This window comes from Undibacterium sp. TC4M20W (assembly GCF_049340245.1).
Classification (GTDB): domain Bacteria; phylum Pseudomonadota; class Gammaproteobacteria; order Burkholderiales; family Burkholderiaceae_D; genus Undibacterium.
Map to the genome: position 1 here is coordinate 436,391 of NZ_JBMPPI010000002.1, position 20,754 is coordinate 457,144.

The following is a 20,754-nucleotide window of genomic DNA, read 5'->3' on the forward strand; positions in this document are numbered from 1 at the left end:
GGATTGCCAGACCAAGTGCAATCCAGTGACTTGTATAGCCGGTCAAACGCGTGTATGTTCGCGGGAAAAGCATAAACTCGCCAACATACACGAAAGAAACATTCATGATAGACGCACTCATCGCCGGACGCATTTACGGCCAGGTTGAAGAACGTTCAGGACAAAATGGTTCTGTCTATGTCACCTGCAAGGTACGTGCTGCGACGGATGATGGCGAGTTCATCATCTGCAATGTGATTGCCTTTAATGATGCGACACGCAATACCTTGCTGGGCCTGGGTGATGGCGACAGCCTGTCACTGTCGGGAGCACTGACGCCCAAGGTCTGGACGGACAAACAAGGCAAGGCGAGACCGGCACTGGATTTGATTGCGCATACCGTGATCACGGCGCATTTGAATACATCCGAATAATCTTCGCCAGCCAGTAGGGTGCGCCGTGCGCACCGATACAGCAAAGTTTAATTTCCAGAAATGGTGCACACGGCGCACCCTGCTGCCGATATTTCTATAAGAACTCAGCTACTTCAGCAACACCAGCAAACGATTGTTGGCCGGCATGGCAATGTCTTGCTGCAGTTGCATGCCATGCTGATTCGCGAGTGCAATGATCTTTTCAATGTCGCGTATGCCCATGTGCGCAGCCTGTTGCTTCAGTGAGGCATCAAACTGCCGGTTGCTTTCGCTGGTAAATTCACCTGCATAATTAAAGGGGCCGTAGATAAGAAACAGGCCTCCGCTATTCAGCAAAGCTGATACACCTGCAAACATGAGTTCAACTTCTTCCCATGCCATGATGTGGCAGGTATTGGCGGTATAAACGGCATCAAACTGGTTTTCTGGCCAGGGGCTGATACCGATATTCAATTCGAGTGGCGGCAAGAGGTTGGGTAAAGCGGCCTCTGCCATCCAGGCGATGATGCTGGGATGGTATTCCTGCCTGTCGCTGGTTTGCCATTGCAGATGGGTCAGTTGCCCGGCGAAACTCACCGCATGCTGGCCAGTGCCGCTACCTATCTCCAGCAAGGTGTAGCTGCCACGCAGAAGCGGTTCTATGGTTTGCAGGATAGGTGCGCTGTTTCTTTCGCAGGCAGCGGAAAACAATTTACTCATAAGGCTACTTTCATGTGGCGATGGCTTATTGTGATGTTTGTTGTGACGCTTACTGCGACACTTATTGCAAGCCCAACAGTATAGGGCGTGTGCTTGAAAAATGTATCAAGATATTTTTTAGACAACATCAAGCATGTTGCCATCGCTTGCAAATTCCTCAAAGTGTATTTTTTCATTCCATTTTTTCAAAGCTTGACATTTCAAAAGCATCATTTTTTCAGGCAAGTGGTATGCTGAAAACCCACTGGAACAGCCTTGCAGTCCACTGTGTTTGCCAGTGTTGACAGGTATTTTCGATGGTGACAAATGTTGAATCGCTACCTCCCTGCTTGCCTGCTGCCATTTTGCCTTGTTTGCGATATGGTGACAGCTGCTCCCAAATGCCCGTCACAGCCAGTTAAACTGGATTTTATAGAACTGGGCATTTATTTCAAATCCGAGCGCGGCATCGCTGCGGGCAATGGTATAGACCGCGATCTGGTAGATGAACTCAGCAGGCGCAGCGGTTGTGTTTTCGATGCCAAAGTGCAGCCGCGTGCACGCACCTGGATAGAATTAAAAGCTGGCCGCATCGAAATGATGACAGCTACACTGAGTGCTCCTGAACGTGAAGAGCAGCTATGGTTATTCCCTTACGTGCGCAGCCACCATATCATTTTGCTGGGGCCATCAGCACCAACTACCTTGCATACCCTGGAGCAGTTCCAGGCAGCCCGTTCACTTAAATTTGGTGTTATCAGGGGCTTCGTACACAGTCCCTTTTATGATCCCCTGATCGCTGCCTGGACACAGGAAAACAGGGTCAGGGTATATGCCGATGAGGCGCATCTGATCAATGCCTTGATGCAGGGTGAAGTTGCGGCAGTCACTACTTATCCCGGTGTCTTCCAGTTTTACATCAATGCCAGGGTCAATCCCAATTCTGTGCGCATGGCAGACTGGGACAAGAGCAATCTGCAAGCTGTGGGTAATTTGGGTATCAGCAAAGCGCGCTTTAGCCATGCCGAAGCACATGAATGGGGAATGCTGATCAAGGCGATACAGCAGGATGGCACTTTACTCAAAATCTATCGCAAATATGTGGGCGCGCATGAGGCGCAGAATATGTTGCCTTGAAACGCTCTCCCGCACAAACGGGCTTGATCCGCTTTCATCATATCTCGCCGTTCCCCAGAATATCCACGCAAGCCTGCACGGGCCAGGGTTCCTATGAGCTGATGCAACTCTGATCATCATTTGAAACTGACCGATAGTGATATAGCAAAACATGAGGCAAGCGGCTTGAAGCAGACTAAGCCGCAATCAGTCGATTTTGCCAATTGCATAATTAATGCGATACTTGCAAAAACCATCATCAATGAAGATCGATCGCATCTCATCAGGAATATCCATGCAAAAGAAAATGCTCATCCTCGCCGCCTTGTTGCCACAACTTGCACTGGCACAAAACCCTGCAAATTCAAAGATCAGCAACGTCCTGGTCTATCCTGGCGGTGCCCACGTCGAAAGAGTGGCCAGGGTGGCGGCTGGCGCCAGGGAGTTGAAGCTCAATTGTCTGTCCGCCCGCTTTGATGTCGATTCCCTCAAGGTGCAGGCAGATGCTGGCATACAGGTAGGTGACGTCAGCGTGCAAACTGTAGACAGGGCGCGTGCGCCGGAATGTGCCAACACTGGCCTGGATTTGCGCATACGTGAGCTGCAGGAACAAAAAGCCAGCATCAGTGCAGAGGGTGAAGCGCAAGAACTGGTGATAGGCTATCTGAAAAGCTTTGGCAATGAAAAGTCGGGCAGCAATACGGCGCTGGTCACTACCGCAGAACAATTACGCCGCACCGGGCAAGATGCCTTGCAACGCCGCCTGAGTGCACAAAAACGCTTGAATGATCTCGACTTGCAATTGACACCCCTGCTGGCAGAACAACGCAGGCAATTCCAGGCCAACCCACAAGTACGCAGCGTGCAAATTCGCCTGGCTGCACAAAACGAAGGTGAAGTGAAACTCTCTTATCGTTTAAGCCAGGCGGGCTGGACGCCGGTATATCGCGCCTATCTGGACACCGTCAAATCACAGGTGAGGCTGGAGCGCCATGCCCAGGTTGCCCAGAATAGTGGTGAAGACTGGAACGGTATCAACCTCAAGCTATCGACCTCACAGCCTGATCAGGCCAGCCAGCTGTACCCACCTTCACCATGGACGCTGAGCATCATCCCGCCTTTGCCTAAAGAAACGCACCGCGTGCAGCCTATGATGATGGCACCGCCTGCTCCTGCTGTTATGGCTGTTGCCGCTCCGGGTGATTATAGAGGAGCCGAGATGCCCAGTTTTGATGTCAGCGTATTCCAGAGTGAATATGCAGCAGAATTCCAGGTGCCAGGCAAAATCAGCCTGAACAGCGATGGCCAGAAAACCGGTTTTGTGTTGGGCAGCCAGATCATTGATGCGCAAGTGCTGGTGCGCGTGCAACCCAAACAGGAAGCCCAGGCTTACCTGCTGGCGAATGCTGCCCGCCCTGCTGGCTCATGGCCAAGCGGTAATCTGCAGTTATACCGCGACAATGATTTTATCGGCCAAAGCCAACTGGCTTTTGGCAGCCAGGAAAAACTGGAACTCTTATTTGGCCGCGACAATATGGTCAGGGTAGAAGTGGAACCAGAGCTGCGTGATGATGCGAACAAGGGTTTCATCAACAGCCGCATAGAAAAGAAATATACCAACGCTTATGTCATAGAAAACAATCACAAGACTGCGGTCACACTGCAGGTACTGGAAGCCTCACCAGTGGCGCGCCATGAAGACATCAAGGTCGAGACGAAGTTTACGCCTGAGGCAACACAAAGCATCTGGAACAAACAGCCCGGTATCATCGCCTGGCAATTGCCGCTGGAAGCAGGCAAGAAATTGAAGCTCAGGGCTGACTATACGATCAGCTATCCCAAGGATGCGATGGTGAATGGCTTGCGTTAAAGCCGAGGGAGTCGACATTAAGTTAAACCAACTATCTTTCAAGTAATTTGCGTATTCGCATGACTATATCAAATCGCCTCAGCCAGTTTTTCATGCCAAAGAGTCCTTTAGTATTGACGCCCGCACTCCGGTCAAGTATCGCTGCTGGCACCGATTATTACTCTTTGGAAAATCCGGAATTTTATGAAATTTTCCTCGACTGGCGCACCGGCGTATCTGTTAGCGACGAACAGATATCAAGCCTTTCTGTCCTGACTGCAGAACGTCATCTGCATCACAGAAATGGTTATGTGCGTGAATTCTGCTTGCGTGTGCTGATCGCACATGAGCGATTTCCTGCCTTCAGGATCATTATTGCCAGGCTAAATGACTATGCTACGGAGGTACGTGACCTGGCAGAAGCTACCGTACACGACTGGATAAACATTTTGCCTGCAGAAGACATAATTGCAGCCTTGCCGGATATCTATGCACTACAAAAGCAAAGCAGAAGCAATGCTCAACAAGTGATGGAGCAGGTATTGGCAAGATTGGCAGCGCCACAATGTCATGCGCTCATTCTGGAGGGAATCAGTTCACGGGATCACAAAATTCGCGCTCTGTGCTGGCAACTGGCATTGAATGTATTTCACTGGGGGCCGATGGAAAAGATTGTACGGGCAATCGACAGCATGGATACCCTGCTGGGACAATTTGTAAGTGCCGATGTCATAAACCTGACGGATTCCGAGGTTTTAGAATTGTATGCGCGCTGGACAAACATTAAAGTCATGCAATTAAGACGTTCCATCTTATTAGTAGTAAAACGGCGTCAACTACGCCCCGAAGATGAATTGTTTGTTCTGGCGCTATGGGATAACAGCTATACCATACGTAATCTGGCACGCGGCTGGGCTGGTGCACAAGCAAAAAAACTGACTGCTGAATATCAGCACATGCTGGCCAATACCAGCTCCATACGCAAGAAACTGTTCGCTCTGGAAGGTATACGCCTGCAAAAATCCGCTGCAATGCTGGATGTTTGTTTAGGTCTTTTACGTGATGAAAATGCGGGGATACGCAAATCTGCCTTGCTTACCTTATGCAAAATAAATCCAGAAAAACTGCCTGAGTATGTACACGATTGCATTTATGATCCATCAATAATCGTGGTCAAGGAATGCATGAAAATTTGCATAACTACGGGAGATTTACTGCAATTTCCTGCCTTGGAACAAGTTGCAAAAAACAGAAAAACTGAACTGATTTTTTTCAGGCAGATAATTGAATATGCTACACATACGATACCGTGGCATGGTTTACATATTGTGTCATTGACTGAACTGGCAGACCAGAGGGTGCAGACAGCTATTCAGCAAAGCCTGCGTTCTTTCCTGGCACATTGGTCCAGACGTGTAATTTATGGAAATCCCACGCCCTTGCAATTTAAAACAATTTCGTCCTGGCTCAGCAACGAAAAACTTGATGCCATGGGTCGTTCAGGCAGCGAATTACGCTTCATTTTTGATGCCGAAGTAAATAGGCAGACAAAACTCGCCAAGGATATTTAAAATCTGACATCTGTAGAAAAATTCTCATACCAGAGTTAAGTGGCGATTTTCATTTAAGCAGGCAGTTTGAGCTGAAATTGGGTCGCCCGAAACATGTCATACTCCGCCACGCAAACCCCAAATTTGCCATGCTGCGAATCCCAGCAATAAGCACCCACCAGCACGGTTAATCAGCGTCATTATTGTGGTGCTGATTTTCTTGCGTATCAATGCGACTCCACCGCTCAAGATCAGCCACCACAAGGCTGATCCCAAAAATACGCCTGCGACCATGAAAGCGGCGGCAGAAGGATGCACGGCAACCGGGCCCGCGATGCTGGCGAACACCGCAATGAAAGACACGATGGTCATGGGGTTGGTGATGGTCAGCATGAAGATGGATAAAAATGTGTTGATCACAGTCTGCTTGTCTGCGACATCCTGATCCACAAGCTGCGCTTTGCTCAATAGCAGTTTACCACCCATCCATGCAAGGAACACGGCTCCCGCTATTGCCAATGATGTACTTAGCGACACAAAATAATCGGTGATGGCTACCATGCCAAATGCCCCTATCGCACCATACACTGCATCAGCACATGCTGCACCCAGGCCACTGACAAAGCCGGTACGCATGCCATATGCCAGCGTACGTTGTATGCACAGCAAGCCTATGGGGCCGACCGGTGCGGCAATCGACAGGCCTATCAACACCGCTTTGAAAAATAAATCCCACTCCATGCTTACACCCGAATCAAAAAGAAGATAGCTCCAGTATGAAGATTTGAATGAGGGATTAACATGGAATAATTCAGGTAAAACTGCTACATTGCCTTCATAATTCTTGCGCATCCTCATCTGGACTTAAAATCATGGATATCGACGCCAAAGCCTGGAAAATCCTGGCCGCCCTGCAACGCGACGCCCGCATCTCATTGAAGGCACTCGCCGATGAAACCGGTTTATCTCTGCCCGCCACGTCAGAGAGAGTCAAACGTCTGGAAGAAGCCGGCGTCATCAAGGGCTATCGCGCTGAAGTGCACGCCGAAGCCATAGGTCTGCAAGTGCAGGCCGTGATTGGTATCACCGTCCCCCAGCCACAAAAAGCCAGCCTCATTGCGCATCTCAAGTCTTTGCCCGAAGTGCTGGAATGCCTGCATGTGACGGGCCAGGATTCTTTTTTGTTGCGCGTTGCGACCAGGGACTTGCGGCATCTGGAAAGCTTCGTTGGAAATATCAATCATTATGGTGAGACGCGTACTTCTATCATCATGTCGGTGCCTATACCTTTGCGAGCTTTGATGCCGGTGGATGGTAAGTGAATGATGAACTGATAGCAAGACGGTTACTGGTCGTATTGACGTTGTTTTTGAATTTGGGGTTGCTGTTGAATTTGGTGTTGCAGTTGTTTTTGACGTTAGCAGTTCCCATGTGTCGACGCCATTTGTGCAGTACAGAAAATGGAAAGAGAAAGGCCGATGTTTGAGCGAAGCGAGTTTTCGGACTTTCCCATTTTTTGTACTGCACAAATGGGAACCCCGCAGGGGCGGCGACGCCTGGGTCGCCTTTCTTTGAATACTTTCTTTGGCGACGCAAAGAAAGTATTTCGGCTGCCGGGCCGAGACCCGGCTTGTGTCCACGGAGAGTAATCGCTTTAGTCAGAGTACGATACTCAAAAAACGACACGGCATGTCACGAACGCCACTGGATTCCAGCCAAAAGCACGCTGGAATGACGTATTTAGAATTGCAGTTTATTAAAGAATAGTCAGCTTGGCTAATGTCTTCAAATCAGCAAACCTTCAAATCATGCCTGCCAAAATCCCCCGTCCGTTTCCAGCCAGCCCAAACAAAAAACACCCCGCATACTTCCTCCATCAACCCGGACATCAAACAACAACCAACATGCGAGGACACCATGCACATCAGCAGCGAATCCGCCATACTCTATTTCGGCACCCATGTCATCCTAGTCAGCACCGTCAATGAAGATGGCAGTTTTAATCTGGCCCCTATCTCATCCATTTTTTGGCTGGGCTGGCGTGCCGTCATCGGTGTAGGGTCAAGCTCACAAACTGCCCGCAACCTGAAAAGAAACGGCCATTGCGTACTCAATCTCGCCTCCGTCAATGAAGTAGCCGCTGTCAACAAACTCGCACTGACGACAGGCTCGGATGCGATGTCGCCCTGGAAGGCAGCGCGCGGTTACCGGCTGGAGAGAAATAAATTTGAGCTGGCGGGCCTGACGCCGCAAACATCAGAAACAGTGACAGCGGCGCGGGTACAGGAATGCCTGGTGCAGCAGGAATGTACAGTCGCCGCCATGCATGGCATAGCGGAAGACGAAGCCATGCTCAAGGGTGGCATACTGACATTCGAGTTACGCGTACAACGCCTGCATGTCGATGCATCGCTACTGCTGGATGGTAACCCTGACCGCATAGACCCGGACAAGTGGCAGCCGCTGATCATGAGCTTCCAGAAATTTTATGGACTCGATAATCAGCAGCTACATGCATCGACCCTGGCCACGATACCGGAAAAAGCTTACCGCAGTCCGGATGTCGATAAGGCCCGTCAGATAGCTAAGCTAGAAGCTTAGAACCTGCTTGCGATCTGTAGCGAGCGAGCGTCAGCGGGTTGAAGAGCAGCGCAAAAAGCGGAATGTACTCTAGTACATGAGCATTTTGAGCAGCGCATGAGGCCCCGCATTAACTCTGGTTGCGCTCGCGCAGTAAGATCGCAACAGGTTCTAGACCTTCATCATCGACGCGGTGCGGGGCTTGGACAGGAGCTCGGCAAAGACTTGCCAGCGGCTGTGTTCATCGCCCGGTTTGGCGAGTTTTTCTACATAGGCCTTGGTCATATCCTGGCCAAGGTTGTAGTTGATAACGTAAGACCTGTGCTTTTCCATGAAGCGCAGGCGTTGCCGCGATCTTGCTTCGTCAGACAAGGCATATTTCATCAGCATGGCGACGGCGGCTTCGGTGTCTATATCACCATCAAGATACAGCTTGGCGACCATGTTGCCAGCGTAAGTCAGCTTTTGCAGGACTGCCTGCACCTGGTAGTAATGTTCAACTTTGGCCGGGTCTATGCCTGCCAGCGGGAACAGGACTTCTTTTTCAAAGGCCATGCGCTCCACATGTGGGAAAGCGACTTCTATGCCGTAGTTGGCACTGCCCTCGGCCAGAAAGGACATCGGTGAATACAGGGGATAGACGCTGTATTCCACCCAGGCATTGTCATTGACCAGGTGTTTTTCTATGAGCAGATTAAAGACATGGTGGCCGGGGTAGCCCTCATGGCTGGCCAGGTCTATCGCGCGGCTGATGAACATGGGGAAGTCGGTATTCACCTGTATCAGGCTATAGCTATTTCCCTTGTACCAGTTGTAGGCACTCCAGACCTGGTCCTTGACATATTCAATCTCAAAATTTTCTTCTTCCGGCAGGCTGATGTATTTCCTGGTGCGTGCACGGGATTCATTGATGGCGGCCTTGAATACGACATCAAGCTTGTCTTGCGGGATTTCAAATTGCTTGGCGTACGCAGAGAGGCGCGTATTCAAATCAGCTTCGCCCGGCAATAACTGGCTCAGTTCAGCCAGGATGGGGTCGAAATCTGCCGGGCTCAGATCAGGCGAGCGGGCATCGTACAAGGCCAGGGATTCATCATCGAAAGACAGTTTATGGCCTGCCAGATGAGCGATGTAGGTGCGCACGGCGGCGACATGCAGGTGTAAAAAGTCCTGACGCAGTTCTTGCCCTGCCTCTGCAGGCGGCAGGGATTGTGCCTGTGCTGTCAGTTCATCTGCCTGCTGCAGCAAGTCTGCCAGCGGTAGTTTTTGCGAGGCTGCCTGCCATTCTGCCGGGCCGTAATAGGCATCGACATAGCCGGGATCATGCTGGCCTGCGGCCAGGACGAGTTTTACATAGGCTTCTGCCACCTGGTTCAGTGTCAAAGTCATAAAGCAATCTCCGCATGTATTTATAGAAATATTGTTGCCAGCATTTTACTGCTGTTGGACACCTCTGACTTGCTCAAGTTCAGGCTGATTTCATCAGCGCAGTGCACAAAAATTGACATGATCTTCAGCTAACACTATATTGCGCTACCGCCTGAGCTCATCCTTACAAAAATTGAGCCATGGCGTGACACTGAGGATAGGTATGCGGCCCACGAGGCAGCAGATCATAATCAGGGCTTACGCAAAATTGTTATTGCCAGTCTTTGCTGTGCAGTCGGGGTGGTTTTGCGTAAGTCCTTAATAAAAATGGAGGATACATGGCTCTGCAACAGCTGGATGATGAACAGATACGCACCTGGACACGACGACAGAAAGATCAGTGGTGGTTTGATAATATCTACCGCAAGGACATGGCACAGCTCACCCTGCGCTCTGCCCTGACAGGTTTCTTGCTGGGTGGCATACTGGCCGCCACGGCACTGTATATCGGTGCCAAGACAGGTATAGGTATTGGTGTTGGCCTGACTTCGGTGATTTTATCGTTTGCGATTTTCAAGATCTTGCATAGCATGGGCATCACTGCCGACTACAGCATTCTGGAAAACAACCTCACGCAATCGGTCGCCACTGCTGCTGGCTACATGGTCAACCCCATGATTTCCAGCCTGGCAGCGTATATGCTGATCACCGGCAAGATCATTCCCTGGTGGCAGATGCTGGTCTGGGTCGTGGTGGTCGCGCTGATCGGTGTGCTGGTCGCCTTCCCGCTCAAGCGCCGTTTTGTCAATGAAGACCAATTGCCCTTCCCGGAAGGCCGCGCCTGTGGCGTGGTACTTGACTCGCTATACACCGACGGTGCAGGTGGTGGCATCTACAAGGCTAAGCTGCTCGGTTATACCAGTTTGTTTGCCGGTCTGTACCAAATCATCGTCAGCGATGGCTGGATGCGACTGATACAGTTCAAGATTTTGCGCATGGACAAATGGGCGGGCATGACAGAAGCCTGGAGCCTGCCTGAGCGCCTGGATACTTATTACTACACGGCAGCCATGAAGTTCCAGTGGTGGATACCCAAGATCATGGGCACGGACATACGCCAACTGGGCCTGCGCCTGAACCTGGATGTTGCGATGTTTGGTGTTGGTGGCCTGATGGGAATACGGGTTGCCAGCAGCGTTATGCTGGGAGCTTTCATCAACTTTGTGATCCTGGCACCGTGGATGATACAAAACGGTGATATCGCTGCGCGCACTTTGCCAAATGGCACGGTAGTGGCTATTTCCCGTACCGAGATCGTCAACCAATGGGGTTTGTGGTGGGCCGTGACGATGATGGTGGTGGGCTCCATGGTTGGTTTGCTGGCCAAACCTGAGCTGTTCAAAGCGGCTTTCAAATCCATGACGGGTGGCGGCAAGAAAGAAAAAGAGTCCGGCCCCGATCCTTTGAAGGATATCGAAGTACCGCTATGGATTTCTTATGTGGGTGTGCCTATCCTGTGTGCACTGGCTGCGTGGCTGGTGAATACCCTGTTTGGCGTGCCTTACATCATGGCGCTGATTGCCTTCCCGCTGATTTTTGTATTGACCATTATCTGTATCAATGCAATGGCGCTGACTTCCTGGGCACCTATCGGTGCGCTCGCCAAGATCACGCAATTCAGCATGGGTGCTATAGACCGCAGCAATCCGGCCAATAACCTGTTGCCAGCCGGTATGACTGCTGACATCGCCTTCAATGCGTCGTCACTGCTGTCGGATATCAAGCCTGGCTATATGCTGGGTGGCAAGCCTCGTCACCAGGTCATTGGTCATATCATCGGTATTGTCTCTGGTGCACTGGCTTGCGTGCCGCTGTTCTTTTTGCTGTTCTTGCCACCAGATGCGAATGGCTTGCGCAGTACGGCGACTATCGTCAGTGAGCAATTTGCCTTCCCGTCTGCCTTGCAATGGAAGGGCGTGGCCGAGATCATTGCCAAAGGCGTCAGTGGCCTGCCTGTGTCTGCCATCATCGCCATGGCGGTCGCTGGCCTGTGTGCAGTGTTCATCGAGGTGACCAACGTCATCACCCGTGGCCGCTTGCCGCTGTCTTCAGTATCCATAGGCCTGGGCGTAGTCTTGCCGCCAGAATCCTGCTTTGCCATGTGGCTGGGCGCCTTGATATTCTGGTACATGGGCAAGCGGAATGCAGAAAAAGGCACGAAAGGCCATACTTTCTGGGTTGAAGGTTGTGAGGCTATCAGTGCAGGTTTGATCTCAGGTGCTGCTATCCTGGGGATAGGCAATGCGATCATTAATGTGATGATGTAGGTGCACGGATGACTTTGTAGGTTGGGCTACGGTTTACCAGCCCAACACTGGGCCTTTGCAAACGTACACGTTATTTAAGCGCCGAGTGTTGGGCTGATACCCCGTAGCCCAACCTACAAAACATAGCTCAACCTACGCATCTGCTACTATCGTAACCTCCAAATACCTTTGCAACATACCCACCAATTCACTCTTCCCCCGCAACTGAAACTCCACCGGTGCCTGGTCTATTACCAGCCTGTGGGTGAAATGCTCAATCGCATGCACGACAAAATAAGCCTGCATCTGGCGGTCAGCAACAACGACGACGTCCGCACGCAAACTCAGGCAGCGTGCCACTTCTTCTATCAAGAATTGTTCAGCCTGCTTCGCAGTCTGCCGCATTTGTGCGGGCAGCAAGCCTTCTTCATATAGCAATCTGTGCAAACCCGGATTGTGCTCATGCAGGGCAATCATATGGCCGACGATGTCATGCAATACCGGCTCCAGCGCTTGTGTGGTCGTGCGCAGGGTTTCCAGCAGGCGCATGCTGAGAGCCAGTCCCTCGGCCATGTGTTGCTCGGCCAATGCCGTCAATATCGAATCCTTGTTAGGAAAGTATTGGTAGAGTGAACCTATCGAGACCCCGGCCCGGCTGGCGATACGTGAAGTCGTGCCTGCGGCATAGCCAAATTCATCGAAAATATGAATAGCTGCTTCCAGTATGGCCTGCACGGTGACCTTGGAACGCTGCTGGGAAGGCTGTTTTAATGGATGGGTTATAGGCCGGGTGAGAGGCTGACCACGTGATTTACTCATGGCAATAAGCAGCTCCTGAATGCGAATAGACAATATGAATGATTATTCATATTATAGTCCGACAAACATTGACCGGACTATCGCAGCATGAATATGGATATGAGTATCACTCAGGCACGCTCCAGCCAGACTTACTGGCACTGCTATCACGACCCTGCTTTGCTGGCACGTGTGCTGGTCGTGGTACAAACCAGGCACCTGCAATCCACAGGAGTGGAGTTGCATATAGACCTGTACCAGCAGGCAAATAACACTGCCCCTGTGCTGATATTGAATCACGGTGGCGGTGGCTATGGCGGCTTGTTTGTTGGCCTGGCCTTGGCTTTTTATGAGCAGGGGTATACCGTCATCGTGCCTGACCAGAAAGGTCAGGGCCGCTCTGGCGGCGCGATGGGCGACTTTACCGTGGCAGAGGCCGTGCAAAACATCGTTGATGTGGCGGCCTGGGCCAGGGCAGAGTTTGCTGGCCCGCTCCACCTCTGCGGTGGCAGCATAGGTGGCGGCCTGACGTACGCCGCCGCTGCCGTGCTGGCAAAACAGGATCAGCCACCGGTCGCGGCTGTTTGCCTTAACCTGTATGACTTTGGTGATCCTGTCACTGGCCTCGCATTTACCCGCTTTGCAGGCCTGGCAAACATCCCCGGCCTGGCCAAAGCATGCAGAGCCATGAGCGGTCTGCTGGCAAAACTGGCACCATGCATGCGCCTGCCCTATCGCCCGCTGGCGCGTTTTGAAAACATGATGGATGAACGCGATCTTGCAACTGGCTTTTACGCCAAATGGCAGGCTGACCCATTGACCCTGCGTACAGTGACGGCACGCTACTTCGCCAGCATGCTCGATACCGCATTTGCCATCCCGCTGGAAGCAAATACACAAGTACCGGTACTGGTCATCAACCAAAAGCGGGACAAGATGGTCAACCCGCAATTGACACGTGATTGTTACCAACGCCTGTCAGGTCAAAAAACGTATACAGAAATTGACTGGGGGCATTTTTCTTTGCAGCCAGAATTTAATGCGGAATTGATTGCGCTGGGTCAGCAGTGGTTGGGCAAGATCAATAATATGGGGATTTAATCGAACAAAATCAAGCACTTGTGCAATGCACAGCAGATATTTCAAATAATGTGAAATACCTGACATCCAAAACTCCTGCTCGTGCGTTAAGGTAATTATGGAGCGAATTTGCTCACCCACATTACTCGCGCAGGAAGAAATTCATGTCAGCACATACTCAATCGCGTAGCAAACCCTTATTGAAAATAGCCGCCCTGGCCGTAGCCAGCCTGTTTTACTTAGGCGCGGCCCAGGCCCAGGATGAGCCGCCGGGACGTGTTGCCAGGGTCAGTTATTCCTACGGCAATGTCAGTTTTGCAGATGCGGGTAGCAATAGCTGGAGTTCGCTGGTGCAAAATCGCCCCATCTCTACCGGCGACAGCCTGCAAGTACCCTATGCTGGCAGGGCGGAAATGCATGTAGGCCCGAATGCCTTGCGGCTGGCAGAAAACACACGCATGAGTTTCAGCCTGCTTGATGATGACAACACGCAAATCGACCTCAACCAGGGCAGCATGGTGATACGCGTGCGTGAGCTCAACAATAGAGAAAATTTTGACGTACGCACACCCAATCTGGTGTTCTCATTGCAGGAACCTGGCGAATACAGGATCAATGTCAACGACGACAATACCACCACCGTACTGGTGCGGCGTGGTACCGCGATTGCCCGTGGCGAGCGTGATACTGTCACAATAAGACAGGGCGAGCAGTCGCGCTTCTCCGGAGCGAATCTGCAGCATACGATGATAGGCTATGTACCACCACTGGATACTTTTGACATGTGGGCAGCCGACCGCGACCGTGCAGAAGAAAGTGTAGAAACCGTGCGCTATGTCTCGCGTGAAGTCATAGGCTATGAACAGCTTGATCAATATGGTTCATGGGAAACCACCAGCGACTATGGCGCAGTCTGGTACCCACGCCAGGTTAGCGCGACCTGGGCACCTTATCGCGATGGTAGCTGGGTTTGGGTTGCGCCCTGGGGCTGGACCTGGGTAGATCGTGCCCCATGGGGATTTGCGCCTTACCATTATGGCCGCTGGGCCTATGTAGGCACACGCTGGGCCTGGGTGCCAGGACCGCGCCAGCAACATATCCGTCCGGTATATGCACCGGCGCTGGTGGCTTTTGTCGGCGGCAACACTTACATCAATAATTATTATGGTTCCAAACCGGGTTCGCATCCCTCGGTTGCCTGGTTCCCGCTGGGGCCTGGTGAAGTCTATAAACCAGGTTACGCCCATAGCAACCAGTATATACAACGCCTGAATCAAAACATGGTGGTGAACAGCACGATCACGAATGCGCGCTTTGTGAACCAGGGCGTGCGTAATGCCGTCACCATCGTACCCACCAACACCTTTGTACGCGGTGAGCATGTATTGCCAGTCTCCAGGAATCCTGTCGCAGCAGTACAAAATCGCCAGGCACCGGCAGTAGTCACTGAGGCACCAAATATCACACCCGTCAGCAATAACCGTTTTGGTGAAGCACGTCAGGGTAATTTGCGTAACGGTGAACAATTCAGGCAAAGAAATCTGGACATGCCACCGGCACGCAATGCTGGCACCATCACCAACCTGAACCCGAATGAAGCCAGGCCAGTGAACCGCCCGGCAGAAATCAATGGCAACCCACGTGGGCAAAATAATGCAGTCGCAACACCGAATGCACAGCCAAATACTGTGTCGGGCATTATTTCAAATGCCGTCAATACGCCACCTTCCAACGGCAATAGCCTTGCCCCTGCAAATAACCCGTCTAATCAGGGCATGGGCAATATGAACCGCAGCCCGGAGATACAGGGAAATGCGCCACGCATCTATGGCAATGGTGCGCCTAACAATATCAATCAGGGCAACAATGTTTATCAGCGTCCGCAGCTGAATAATCCATCAGCTAATCCACCGGCGGCAACAGTGAATGTGCAGCCAAACAATAATGCTGCACCGAATGTGGCACCGCCGGTCAATGTTATCAGCAATCCACCTGTGCGCTCGCCTGCCGCGAACGCGCCGGTCAATAATGCCATCATGGGCAACCCCAATCCCGTGAACCAAAACAGGCCAGTTGAAAACAATGACAGGTCATCCAGATATGGCAATGGCATCAACAATAATCCAGCACAGGAAATACGTGTGGAACGCCAGCCGGAGCGTATAGACCGTGGCAATGAAAGACCGGTTGAACGCATGAGGGAAAGACCAGTACCAGTCGCGCCGGTAGAGCGGCCTGTGGAAAGGCCGGTAGAAAGACAGGCTCCGCAACCCATGATACAGCCAGCACCACAGCCAGCACCACAGCAGGCCCCACGCATGGAACAGAGGATGGAACCAAGAATGGAACAGAGACAGGCACCAGCACCAGCGATAGTGCATACGCCTGCTCCCGCTCCAGTAGCAGCTCCGGCTCCACGGGCTGCCCCGGCACCAGCGCCTGCTCCAGCACCAAGGGCTGAACCGGCAAAAGAAAAGGATGATGCCCGCAATGCGAAGATGCGTGGTTTGAGTGAACGCTAGAACCTAATGCCCCGCAAAAAACCAGCCTGCCCTGTCACAGGGATCACAGGCTGGTTTTTTTCTTCCATCGTCTTTTCTGAAGCTGCTTGAGCTGACACGTATGTCTCGCGTCGGATGTGGCAATCGCGCCCCTTCCCCGCCTTCTTTTCATTCTCATCCTCATTCCTGCATTTCCTTTCTTACCGTCTCACGCATTAATGTGATGTGACGAAAGCATGCTGCCGAGGTTTGGATTTTTTGAACCAGGCTTGCCATCTCTTGCCCAAAGCTGTGTGCCATATCAAGGCTGACAGCTTCACTACCTTCACCCAATAAGGAGAGACGACCATGCATGCATCACATAGCTTGCGGCTGATACTGGCTGCTACCGGTATCTGTATTTTGTTTTCTGCCAGCAGCATCATGGCGCAAGACATGCCCTCTGCTTTTGCAATCACGCTGGAGATGCAGGGCGTGCGTTTTGCATCACACCAAGCTGCGACACCACAAAATGCACAACAAGAAATCAAACTCCAGCAACAAGTGATATTACAAAAAGACGGACAGTTTCGCACCATCAGTGAATCTGTATGGCCGGGCAATATACGCTTTCAGTTCCTGACGACTGGCAACACAGACGGTGCGGCAGCGGTGGATTTGCTGCAATGGCGGCAAGGCATAGAGATAGAGCGCGAGAATGCCGCTGAGGCACGCAATGAATATGCCGACCTGCTATTCCTGAGCCCGGCACTCTTGCTGGAACTTGGCAGCATGCGCATGCCCATTGATTTACCCGGTGTTGAAAATAAAAATTACCAGCAAGTGAATTTCAATGATGCCGCTGGCCGACCTGCCAGCATGATCATAGAGCGCAGCAGCGGCCAGGTATTGAGTGCAAAAACCGCGGCCTCCACTTATGAATACGCCGATTATGGCAGCACGAAAAATTTCAGGCAGCCCCGGCAGATCACAGTAAAAGACGGTGGGCGGCTGGTACTGCAATGGAAGATCAGTGCGGCAGTGGCAGAGCATGTTGATGCCCACAGCTTTGCGCTGCCCGCAACGTATATAGAAAAACAGGACAAGGGAGCACTGCGTGCCACCATGATAGCCCCCGGCACTTACCGGGTTGATGGTAGTGAGTCTGGCTATCACACGGCTTTCTCGGTCGGTACGCATAGCGTGGCAATCTATGATGCGCCTGTCAGCGCAGCAGAAGCAGCCAAAGTCAGGGCATTGATAGAACAGACAGCTCCTGGCCGCAAACTGGCCTACCTGGTGCTGTCACACAGCCATCGCGACCACATAGCCGGTGCACCGTCTTATATACAGGATGGCCTGCACATCCTCGCGGGCAAGGATGGCCGCTTGGCCATAGAACGGCAACTGGGCCAGACGGTCGCCAGCAAGGTACAGGAAGTCACCAGCGTGCTTGATATCGACCTCGGTGGCCGCAGCATACGCATTTATCCCATCGCCAGCAGCCATGCATCTGACATGCTGGTAGTTTATGACAAAAGCACCCAGACGCTGTTTCAGGGTGACCTGTTTTACCTGCCCGAAATCGGCCGCATCCCGCCCGTGTTTGATGTAGGTCTGGAGCTGGACAGCCTGATCACACAACATCAACTGCAAGTCCAGCAACTGGTTGGTGTACATGGCCGTAGCGGTAGTTTCACAGAATTTAAAAAGGCACTGGAATTGAGGATGACAGAAAAACCATCTGCAGAAAAAACTGACGAGCTACCAGAAATTCAAATTCCATTTGTAGAAAACTGTGTCTGCATGCGTCATAAGCGACACAGTTTTTGCGTACAGCTATCTTCAGGGCAGCAATTGTTGTAAATTCCGGTAATGCAATACACACGCAAGACACTATCATCGCAGTCCGCAAATGCTAATTACATTTTGCACAACAAGATAATGGTTCAAGATGCGCCCGGAAAATCTCTCCACCTTCAAGACTTATTCCCGTCTGCTTAACATCCTGCTGCTTGGCATATTGGTATTGCCCGGTCTTATGATGCCGGCAATGGCGCAAGACCTGCAGATTTTCACCGAAGACTGGCCCCCGATCAGCTTTGGCAGTGGCAATAAGGCAGAGGGCATGGCCGTCGAAGTCGTGCAAGCCATGCAGGCACACATAGGCAGCAGCCAGCCCATCCAAGTCGTACCCTGGGCACGCGGCTACAAAGCCTTGCTGGAAGAACCGAACACCCTGTTGTTTACCGTAGGCCGATCAGAAGAACGCGAAAAACTCATGGTCTTGCTAGGTCCGATTGCGGTCTCAACCACATCTTTGTATACCCGCAAAGGCAATGCAGCACGCCTGCACAGCATGGGCGATGAAATACAAAAACTCAAGGTCGGTGCCTATCGTTCCAGCATCTTTGCAGATACCGCACGCAAGAAAGGTTTTCAAAATATAGAACAGGCACCAACACCACAAATCATTGCGAATATGCTGCTGGCCAAACGCTTTGATTTATGGGTGGAAGGTAGCCTGGTAGTTTCTTCGGTGCTCAAGGAAATTGGCCACACTGCAGATGATGTGGAAAAAGTCAAAGTCCTCGACAGCCTGGAACTCTACCTGGCATTCTCCACCTCCACTTCGCCAGCCACGATCAAGGTCTGGGAAGATGCCTTGCGCTGGCTGAAGAAAGAAGGCCACTTCGCCCGCATCCATCAGAAGTGGCTGCCGAATGAACCACCACCGATGGCGGTGATACGGCTTGATCCGCCCGGCAAACCTTAAGCAAAACCTGAACTAAACCTGATAAAGCTGAACTAAACCTGAACTAAAGCTGAGTGCATCAGGATGCTGTCAGGTTTGTCCAGCATGGTTTCAGGCATAGCGTATATTTTCAAAATGAAAAGCAAAAGGTGTGGAATTGGCACCAGGGCCGCCGCCTGTCATGATGATATCGGCCTCGGCAATGCCAAGCAAAGACAGTTCGGTATTGAAGTTGGAGATAATCGCAGAATTCATGACCTGCCCCTGTACCACCTGTGAGGCAACACCTATCCAGATGACAGGTTTGAACTCGAAAGCGGCACTTTGCGCTGGTGCGATGGATGTGCGAGTCGCCAGCAAAGAACCGCCCTTGTAAATCGAGGCATTGATAGCTCCTTTGGTCAATTCGTTCGCGACATGTACTTGCGCCGGATTGCTCGCATCGCCAGCCAACGACAATTGTGTGCCAGAATTGCTCAAAGTCACATGGAACAGATTCCCATTTTGCGCAGCGATCTGGGGAGTGTAATTCCCCCATGAATCATTGATACTTACATGAGAACTCAATGGATACGTGAAAGGGTGATTAGCACCAACGCCGCAATTTTCTATGACCTTCCATGCTACGGTAGTTTCATCAAAGTTGGTCACAAGGTTTTTTTGAAAAATCACGACACTGGAATTATTCGTGTCATTCGACCGGTTGATGAAGTTCAGTTTGATATCCATATAAAACCTTTGTGCTGGGTTAGAGGTCGGTGGGGTAAAGAAAAATTTAAGAGAAAATTTGATAGCGAGTTTGACAGCGAGTTTATCAAATCTTTCGCTCAAAAGAATTTTCGCCCAACCCGGCAACCGTCAAATACGATAGCATAAATTAAATTATCCATACACGGATTTATGTCTTCATTGCTACCGTATTTTTGTAGTTACCTATGCCATCAAGACAACAAGGCCACCAGCGCCGTTGGATGTATATGCCAGCCCATCAAGCCTGCCAGACCCATCAGTACACCAAAACCAGTAGGCACCAGCGTAACGAAATACAGCCAGCGCTGTTTGGTTAGCGCAGTGACTGCCAGCAGGGAAATGGCAATCGCCAGCAAGGCATCTGACAAGTCGAACTGGTCGTCCTTGTAATTGGCGTTGTCATAATCGACCTGGTCTTGCTCGGCCTGTTTTTTCAATTCTTCTTTTTTGTCGTGCTGTTCTTTCGCCAGTTTTGTGTAGCTATCGATGGCGGCCTGATATTCTGCCTTTTGGTCAGCAGGCACATTTTTGGAAGCCAGGCGCAGTTGCAGCTCTGTTGATTTGGCCAGTTCTTCCCGCATATTGCGCGCCTGGTAAAACGCCCAGTGATCTATCTTATTGGCCTGCGATTGCTGCATGGCCTGGACGATATTGTCATCCTTGACCTTGCATATGCCCATGAAAGTCGCCAGCAAGGCGACAGTGATGGCAACCCAGATATTCAATTGGTTGCTGGCCTTGTTTTGTTTGGCTTCTTCCTGTTGCTCTGTCAATTGCTCTACGGTTTCCAGGGGATCAATATCCATATATTGCTTTCTAATTTGCTGTCAAAAAATATCCAGAAGCGGAAAATTTACTACGCTTATTTACTCAACTTCTTTACCAAACTTATTTACGAAACTTAAATTAAATTACCTCCGGCAAAGCCGGAGGTTTATTGCTGGGGCGCCTCAAAGGCGCTGGTAACCCTTGATCCGCCTAAAGGCGGCTACAGTCCCAATTTCATTTGGTCGTAACGCTCATCTTCCTGC

General features: G+C 51.2%; 17 protein-coding genes. 11 read left to right on the forward strand and 6 right to left on the reverse strand.

Annotation, left to right across the window (positions count from 1 at the left end):
* The first annotated feature begins 104 nt into the window (after window positions 1-104).
* Window positions 105-413, forward strand: a complete 309-nt coding sequence (locus tag ACO0LL_RS04385; RefSeq protein WP_422949661.1) for a single-stranded DNA-binding protein — start codon at window positions 105-107, stop codon at window positions 411-413.
* Between the two features lie 108 nt (window positions 414-521).
* Here the strand turns inward: ACO0LL_RS04385 and ACO0LL_RS04390 are convergent, their stop codons facing one another.
* Window positions 522-1,112, reverse strand: a complete 591-nt coding sequence (locus tag ACO0LL_RS04390; RefSeq protein ID WP_422949662.1) for a DUF938 domain-containing protein — start codon at window positions 1,110-1,112, stop codon at window positions 522-524.
* Between the two features lie 360 nt (window positions 1,113-1,472).
* On the opposite strand from ACO0LL_RS04390, the gene ACO0LL_RS04395 reads away from it, so the two are divergent.
* The 3 genes from ACO0LL_RS04395 to ACO0LL_RS04405 all read left to right on the forward strand — a co-directional run bounded on the left by ACO0LL_RS04395 (window position 1,473) and on the right by ACO0LL_RS04405 (window position 5,627).
* Complete coding sequence (locus ACO0LL_RS04395; protein WP_422949663.1) at window positions 1,473-2,228, forward strand: substrate-binding periplasmic protein; 756 nt, start codon at window positions 1,473-1,475, stop codon at window positions 2,226-2,228.
* 274 nt (window positions 2,229-2,502) lie between these two features.
* A complete protein-coding gene (locus ACO0LL_RS04400) occupies window positions 2,503-4,077 on the forward strand; it encodes a DUF4139 domain-containing protein (RefSeq protein WP_422949664.1) in 1,575 nt (524 codons plus the stop codon).
* Window positions 4,078-4,124: 47 nt separating this feature from the next.
* Entirely contained in the window at window positions 4,125-5,627 is a 1,503-nt protein-coding gene (locus ACO0LL_RS04405) for a hypothetical protein (protein WP_422949665.1), read from the forward strand.
* Between the two features lie 96 nt (window positions 5,628-5,723).
* Here the strand turns inward: ACO0LL_RS04405 and ACO0LL_RS04410 are convergent, their stop codons facing one another.
* Window positions 5,724-6,347, reverse strand: a complete 624-nt coding sequence (locus tag ACO0LL_RS04410; RefSeq protein WP_422949666.1) for a LysE family translocator — start codon at window positions 6,345-6,347, stop codon at window positions 5,724-5,726.
* A gap of 131 nt (window positions 6,348-6,478) precedes the next feature.
* Here ACO0LL_RS04410 and ACO0LL_RS04415 point away from each other — a divergent pair, with 131 nt between their 5' ends.
* Window positions 6,479-6,928, forward strand: coding sequence for an Lrp/AsnC family transcriptional regulator (locus tag ACO0LL_RS04415; protein ID WP_422949667.1), 450 nt, complete (start codon window positions 6,479-6,481; stop codon window positions 6,926-6,928).
* A 595-nt stretch (window positions 6,929-7,523) separates the two neighbouring features.
* A complete protein-coding gene (locus ACO0LL_RS04420; protein WP_422949668.1) occupies window positions 7,524-8,207 on the forward strand; it encodes a flavin reductase family protein in 684 nt (227 codons plus the stop codon).
* A gap of 150 nt (window positions 8,208-8,357) precedes the next feature.
* Here the strand turns inward: ACO0LL_RS04420 and ACO0LL_RS04425 are convergent, their stop codons facing one another.
* A complete protein-coding gene (locus ACO0LL_RS04425) occupies window positions 8,358-9,575 on the reverse strand; it encodes a hypothetical protein (RefSeq protein ID WP_422949669.1) in 1,218 nt (405 codons plus the stop codon).
* Window positions 9,576-9,892: 317 nt separating this feature from the next.
* On the opposite strand from ACO0LL_RS04425, the gene ACO0LL_RS04430 reads away from it, so the two are divergent.
* Window positions 9,893-11,881: an OPT family oligopeptide transporter gene (locus ACO0LL_RS04430; RefSeq protein WP_422949670.1), complete on the forward strand. Its 1,989-nt coding sequence runs from the start codon at window positions 9,893-9,895 to the stop codon at window positions 11,879-11,881.
* Window positions 11,882-12,013: 132 nt separating this feature from the next.
* Here ACO0LL_RS04430 and ACO0LL_RS04435 read toward each other — a convergent pair whose 3' ends face one another.
* Complete coding sequence (locus ACO0LL_RS04435; protein ID WP_422949671.1) at window positions 12,014-12,679, reverse strand: TetR/AcrR family transcriptional regulator; 666 nt, start codon at window positions 12,677-12,679, stop codon at window positions 12,014-12,016.
* 99 nt (window positions 12,680-12,778) lie between these two features.
* On the opposite strand from ACO0LL_RS04435, the gene ACO0LL_RS04440 reads away from it, so the two are divergent.
* From ACO0LL_RS04440 to ACO0LL_RS04455, 4 genes are all read left to right on the forward strand, one after another.
* Window positions 12,779-13,759 (forward strand): alpha/beta fold hydrolase, encoded by a 981-nt coding sequence (locus tag ACO0LL_RS04440; RefSeq protein ID WP_422949672.1) that lies wholly within the window; start codon window positions 12,779-12,781, stop codon window positions 13,757-13,759.
* A 143-nt stretch (window positions 13,760-13,902) separates the two neighbouring features.
* Window positions 13,903-16,260, forward strand: coding sequence for a DUF6600 domain-containing protein (locus tag ACO0LL_RS04445; RefSeq protein WP_422949673.1), 2,358 nt, complete (start codon window positions 13,903-13,905; stop codon window positions 16,258-16,260).
* Between the two features lie 327 nt (window positions 16,261-16,587).
* The gene (locus ACO0LL_RS04450; RefSeq protein ID WP_422949674.1) at window positions 16,588-18,084 is read left to right on the forward strand and encodes an MBL fold metallo-hydrolase; all 1,497 of its coding nucleotides are present in this window, start codon (window positions 16,588-16,590) and stop codon (window positions 18,082-18,084) included.
* 88 nt (window positions 18,085-18,172) lie between these two features.
* Window positions 18,173-18,994 carry a substrate-binding periplasmic protein gene (locus tag ACO0LL_RS04455; protein WP_422949675.1) on the forward strand — a complete coding sequence of 274 codons (822 nt, stop codon included), beginning with the start codon at window positions 18,173-18,175 and terminating at the stop codon, window positions 18,992-18,994.
* 90 nt (window positions 18,995-19,084) lie between these two features.
* Here the strand turns inward: ACO0LL_RS04455 and ACO0LL_RS04460 are convergent, their stop codons facing one another.
* Window positions 19,085-19,702, reverse strand: a complete 618-nt coding sequence (locus ACO0LL_RS04460) for a hypothetical protein (RefSeq protein ID WP_422949676.1) — start codon at window positions 19,700-19,702, stop codon at window positions 19,085-19,087.
* 212 nt (window positions 19,703-19,914) lie between these two features.
* Entirely contained in the window at window positions 19,915-20,529 is a 615-nt protein-coding gene (locus ACO0LL_RS04465) for a DUF4337 domain-containing protein (protein WP_422949677.1), read from the reverse strand.
* Window positions 20,530-20,754 lie beyond the last annotated feature (225 nt).

Excerpts from the sequence above, each read along its gene's own strand:
- ACO0LL_RS04385 (WP_422949661.1), top strand. The coding sequence starts at position 105 with ATGATAGACGCACTCATCGCCGGACGCATTTACGGCCAGGTTGAAGAA.
- ACO0LL_RS04390 (WP_422949662.1), bottom strand. The coding sequence starts at position 1,112 with ATGAGTAAATTGTTTTCCGCTGCCTGCGAAAGAAACAGCGCACCTATC.
- ACO0LL_RS04395 (WP_422949663.1), top strand. The coding sequence starts at position 1,473 with ATGGTGACAGCTGCTCCCAAATGCCCGTCACAGCCAGTTAAACTGGAT.
- ACO0LL_RS04400 (WP_422949664.1), top strand. The coding sequence starts at position 2,503 with ATGCAAAAGAAAATGCTCATCCTCGCCGCCTTGTTGCCACAACTTGCA.
- ACO0LL_RS04410 (WP_422949666.1), bottom strand. The coding sequence starts at position 6,347 with ATGGAGTGGGATTTATTTTTCAAAGCGGTGTTGATAGGCCTGTCGATT.
- ACO0LL_RS04415 (WP_422949667.1), top strand. The coding sequence starts at position 6,479 with ATGGATATCGACGCCAAAGCCTGGAAAATCCTGGCCGCCCTGCAACGC.
- ACO0LL_RS04420 (WP_422949668.1), top strand. The coding sequence starts at position 7,524 with ATGCACATCAGCAGCGAATCCGCCATACTCTATTTCGGCACCCATGTC.
- ACO0LL_RS04425 (WP_422949669.1), bottom strand. The coding sequence starts at position 9,575 with ATGACTTTGACACTGAACCAGGTGGCAGAAGCCTATGTAAAACTCGTC.
- ACO0LL_RS04430 (WP_422949670.1), top strand. The coding sequence starts at position 9,893 with ATGGCTCTGCAACAGCTGGATGATGAACAGATACGCACCTGGACACGA.
- ACO0LL_RS04435 (WP_422949671.1), bottom strand. The coding sequence starts at position 12,679 with ATGAGTAAATCACGTGGTCAGCCTCTCACCCGGCCTATAACCCATCCA.
- ACO0LL_RS04440 (WP_422949672.1), top strand. The coding sequence starts at position 12,779 with ATGAGTATCACTCAGGCACGCTCCAGCCAGACTTACTGGCACTGCTAT.
- ACO0LL_RS04445 (WP_422949673.1), top strand. The coding sequence starts at position 13,903 with ATGTCAGCACATACTCAATCGCGTAGCAAACCCTTATTGAAAATAGCC.
- ACO0LL_RS04450 (WP_422949674.1), top strand. The coding sequence starts at position 16,588 with ATGCATGCATCACATAGCTTGCGGCTGATACTGGCTGCTACCGGTATC.
- ACO0LL_RS04455 (WP_422949675.1), top strand. The coding sequence starts at position 18,173 with ATGCGCCCGGAAAATCTCTCCACCTTCAAGACTTATTCCCGTCTGCTT.
- ACO0LL_RS04460 (WP_422949676.1), bottom strand. The coding sequence starts at position 19,702 with ATGGATATCAAACTGAACTTCATCAACCGGTCGAATGACACGAATAAT.
- ACO0LL_RS04465 (WP_422949677.1), bottom strand. The coding sequence starts at position 20,529 with ATGGATATTGATCCCCTGGAAACCGTAGAGCAATTGACAGAGCAACAG.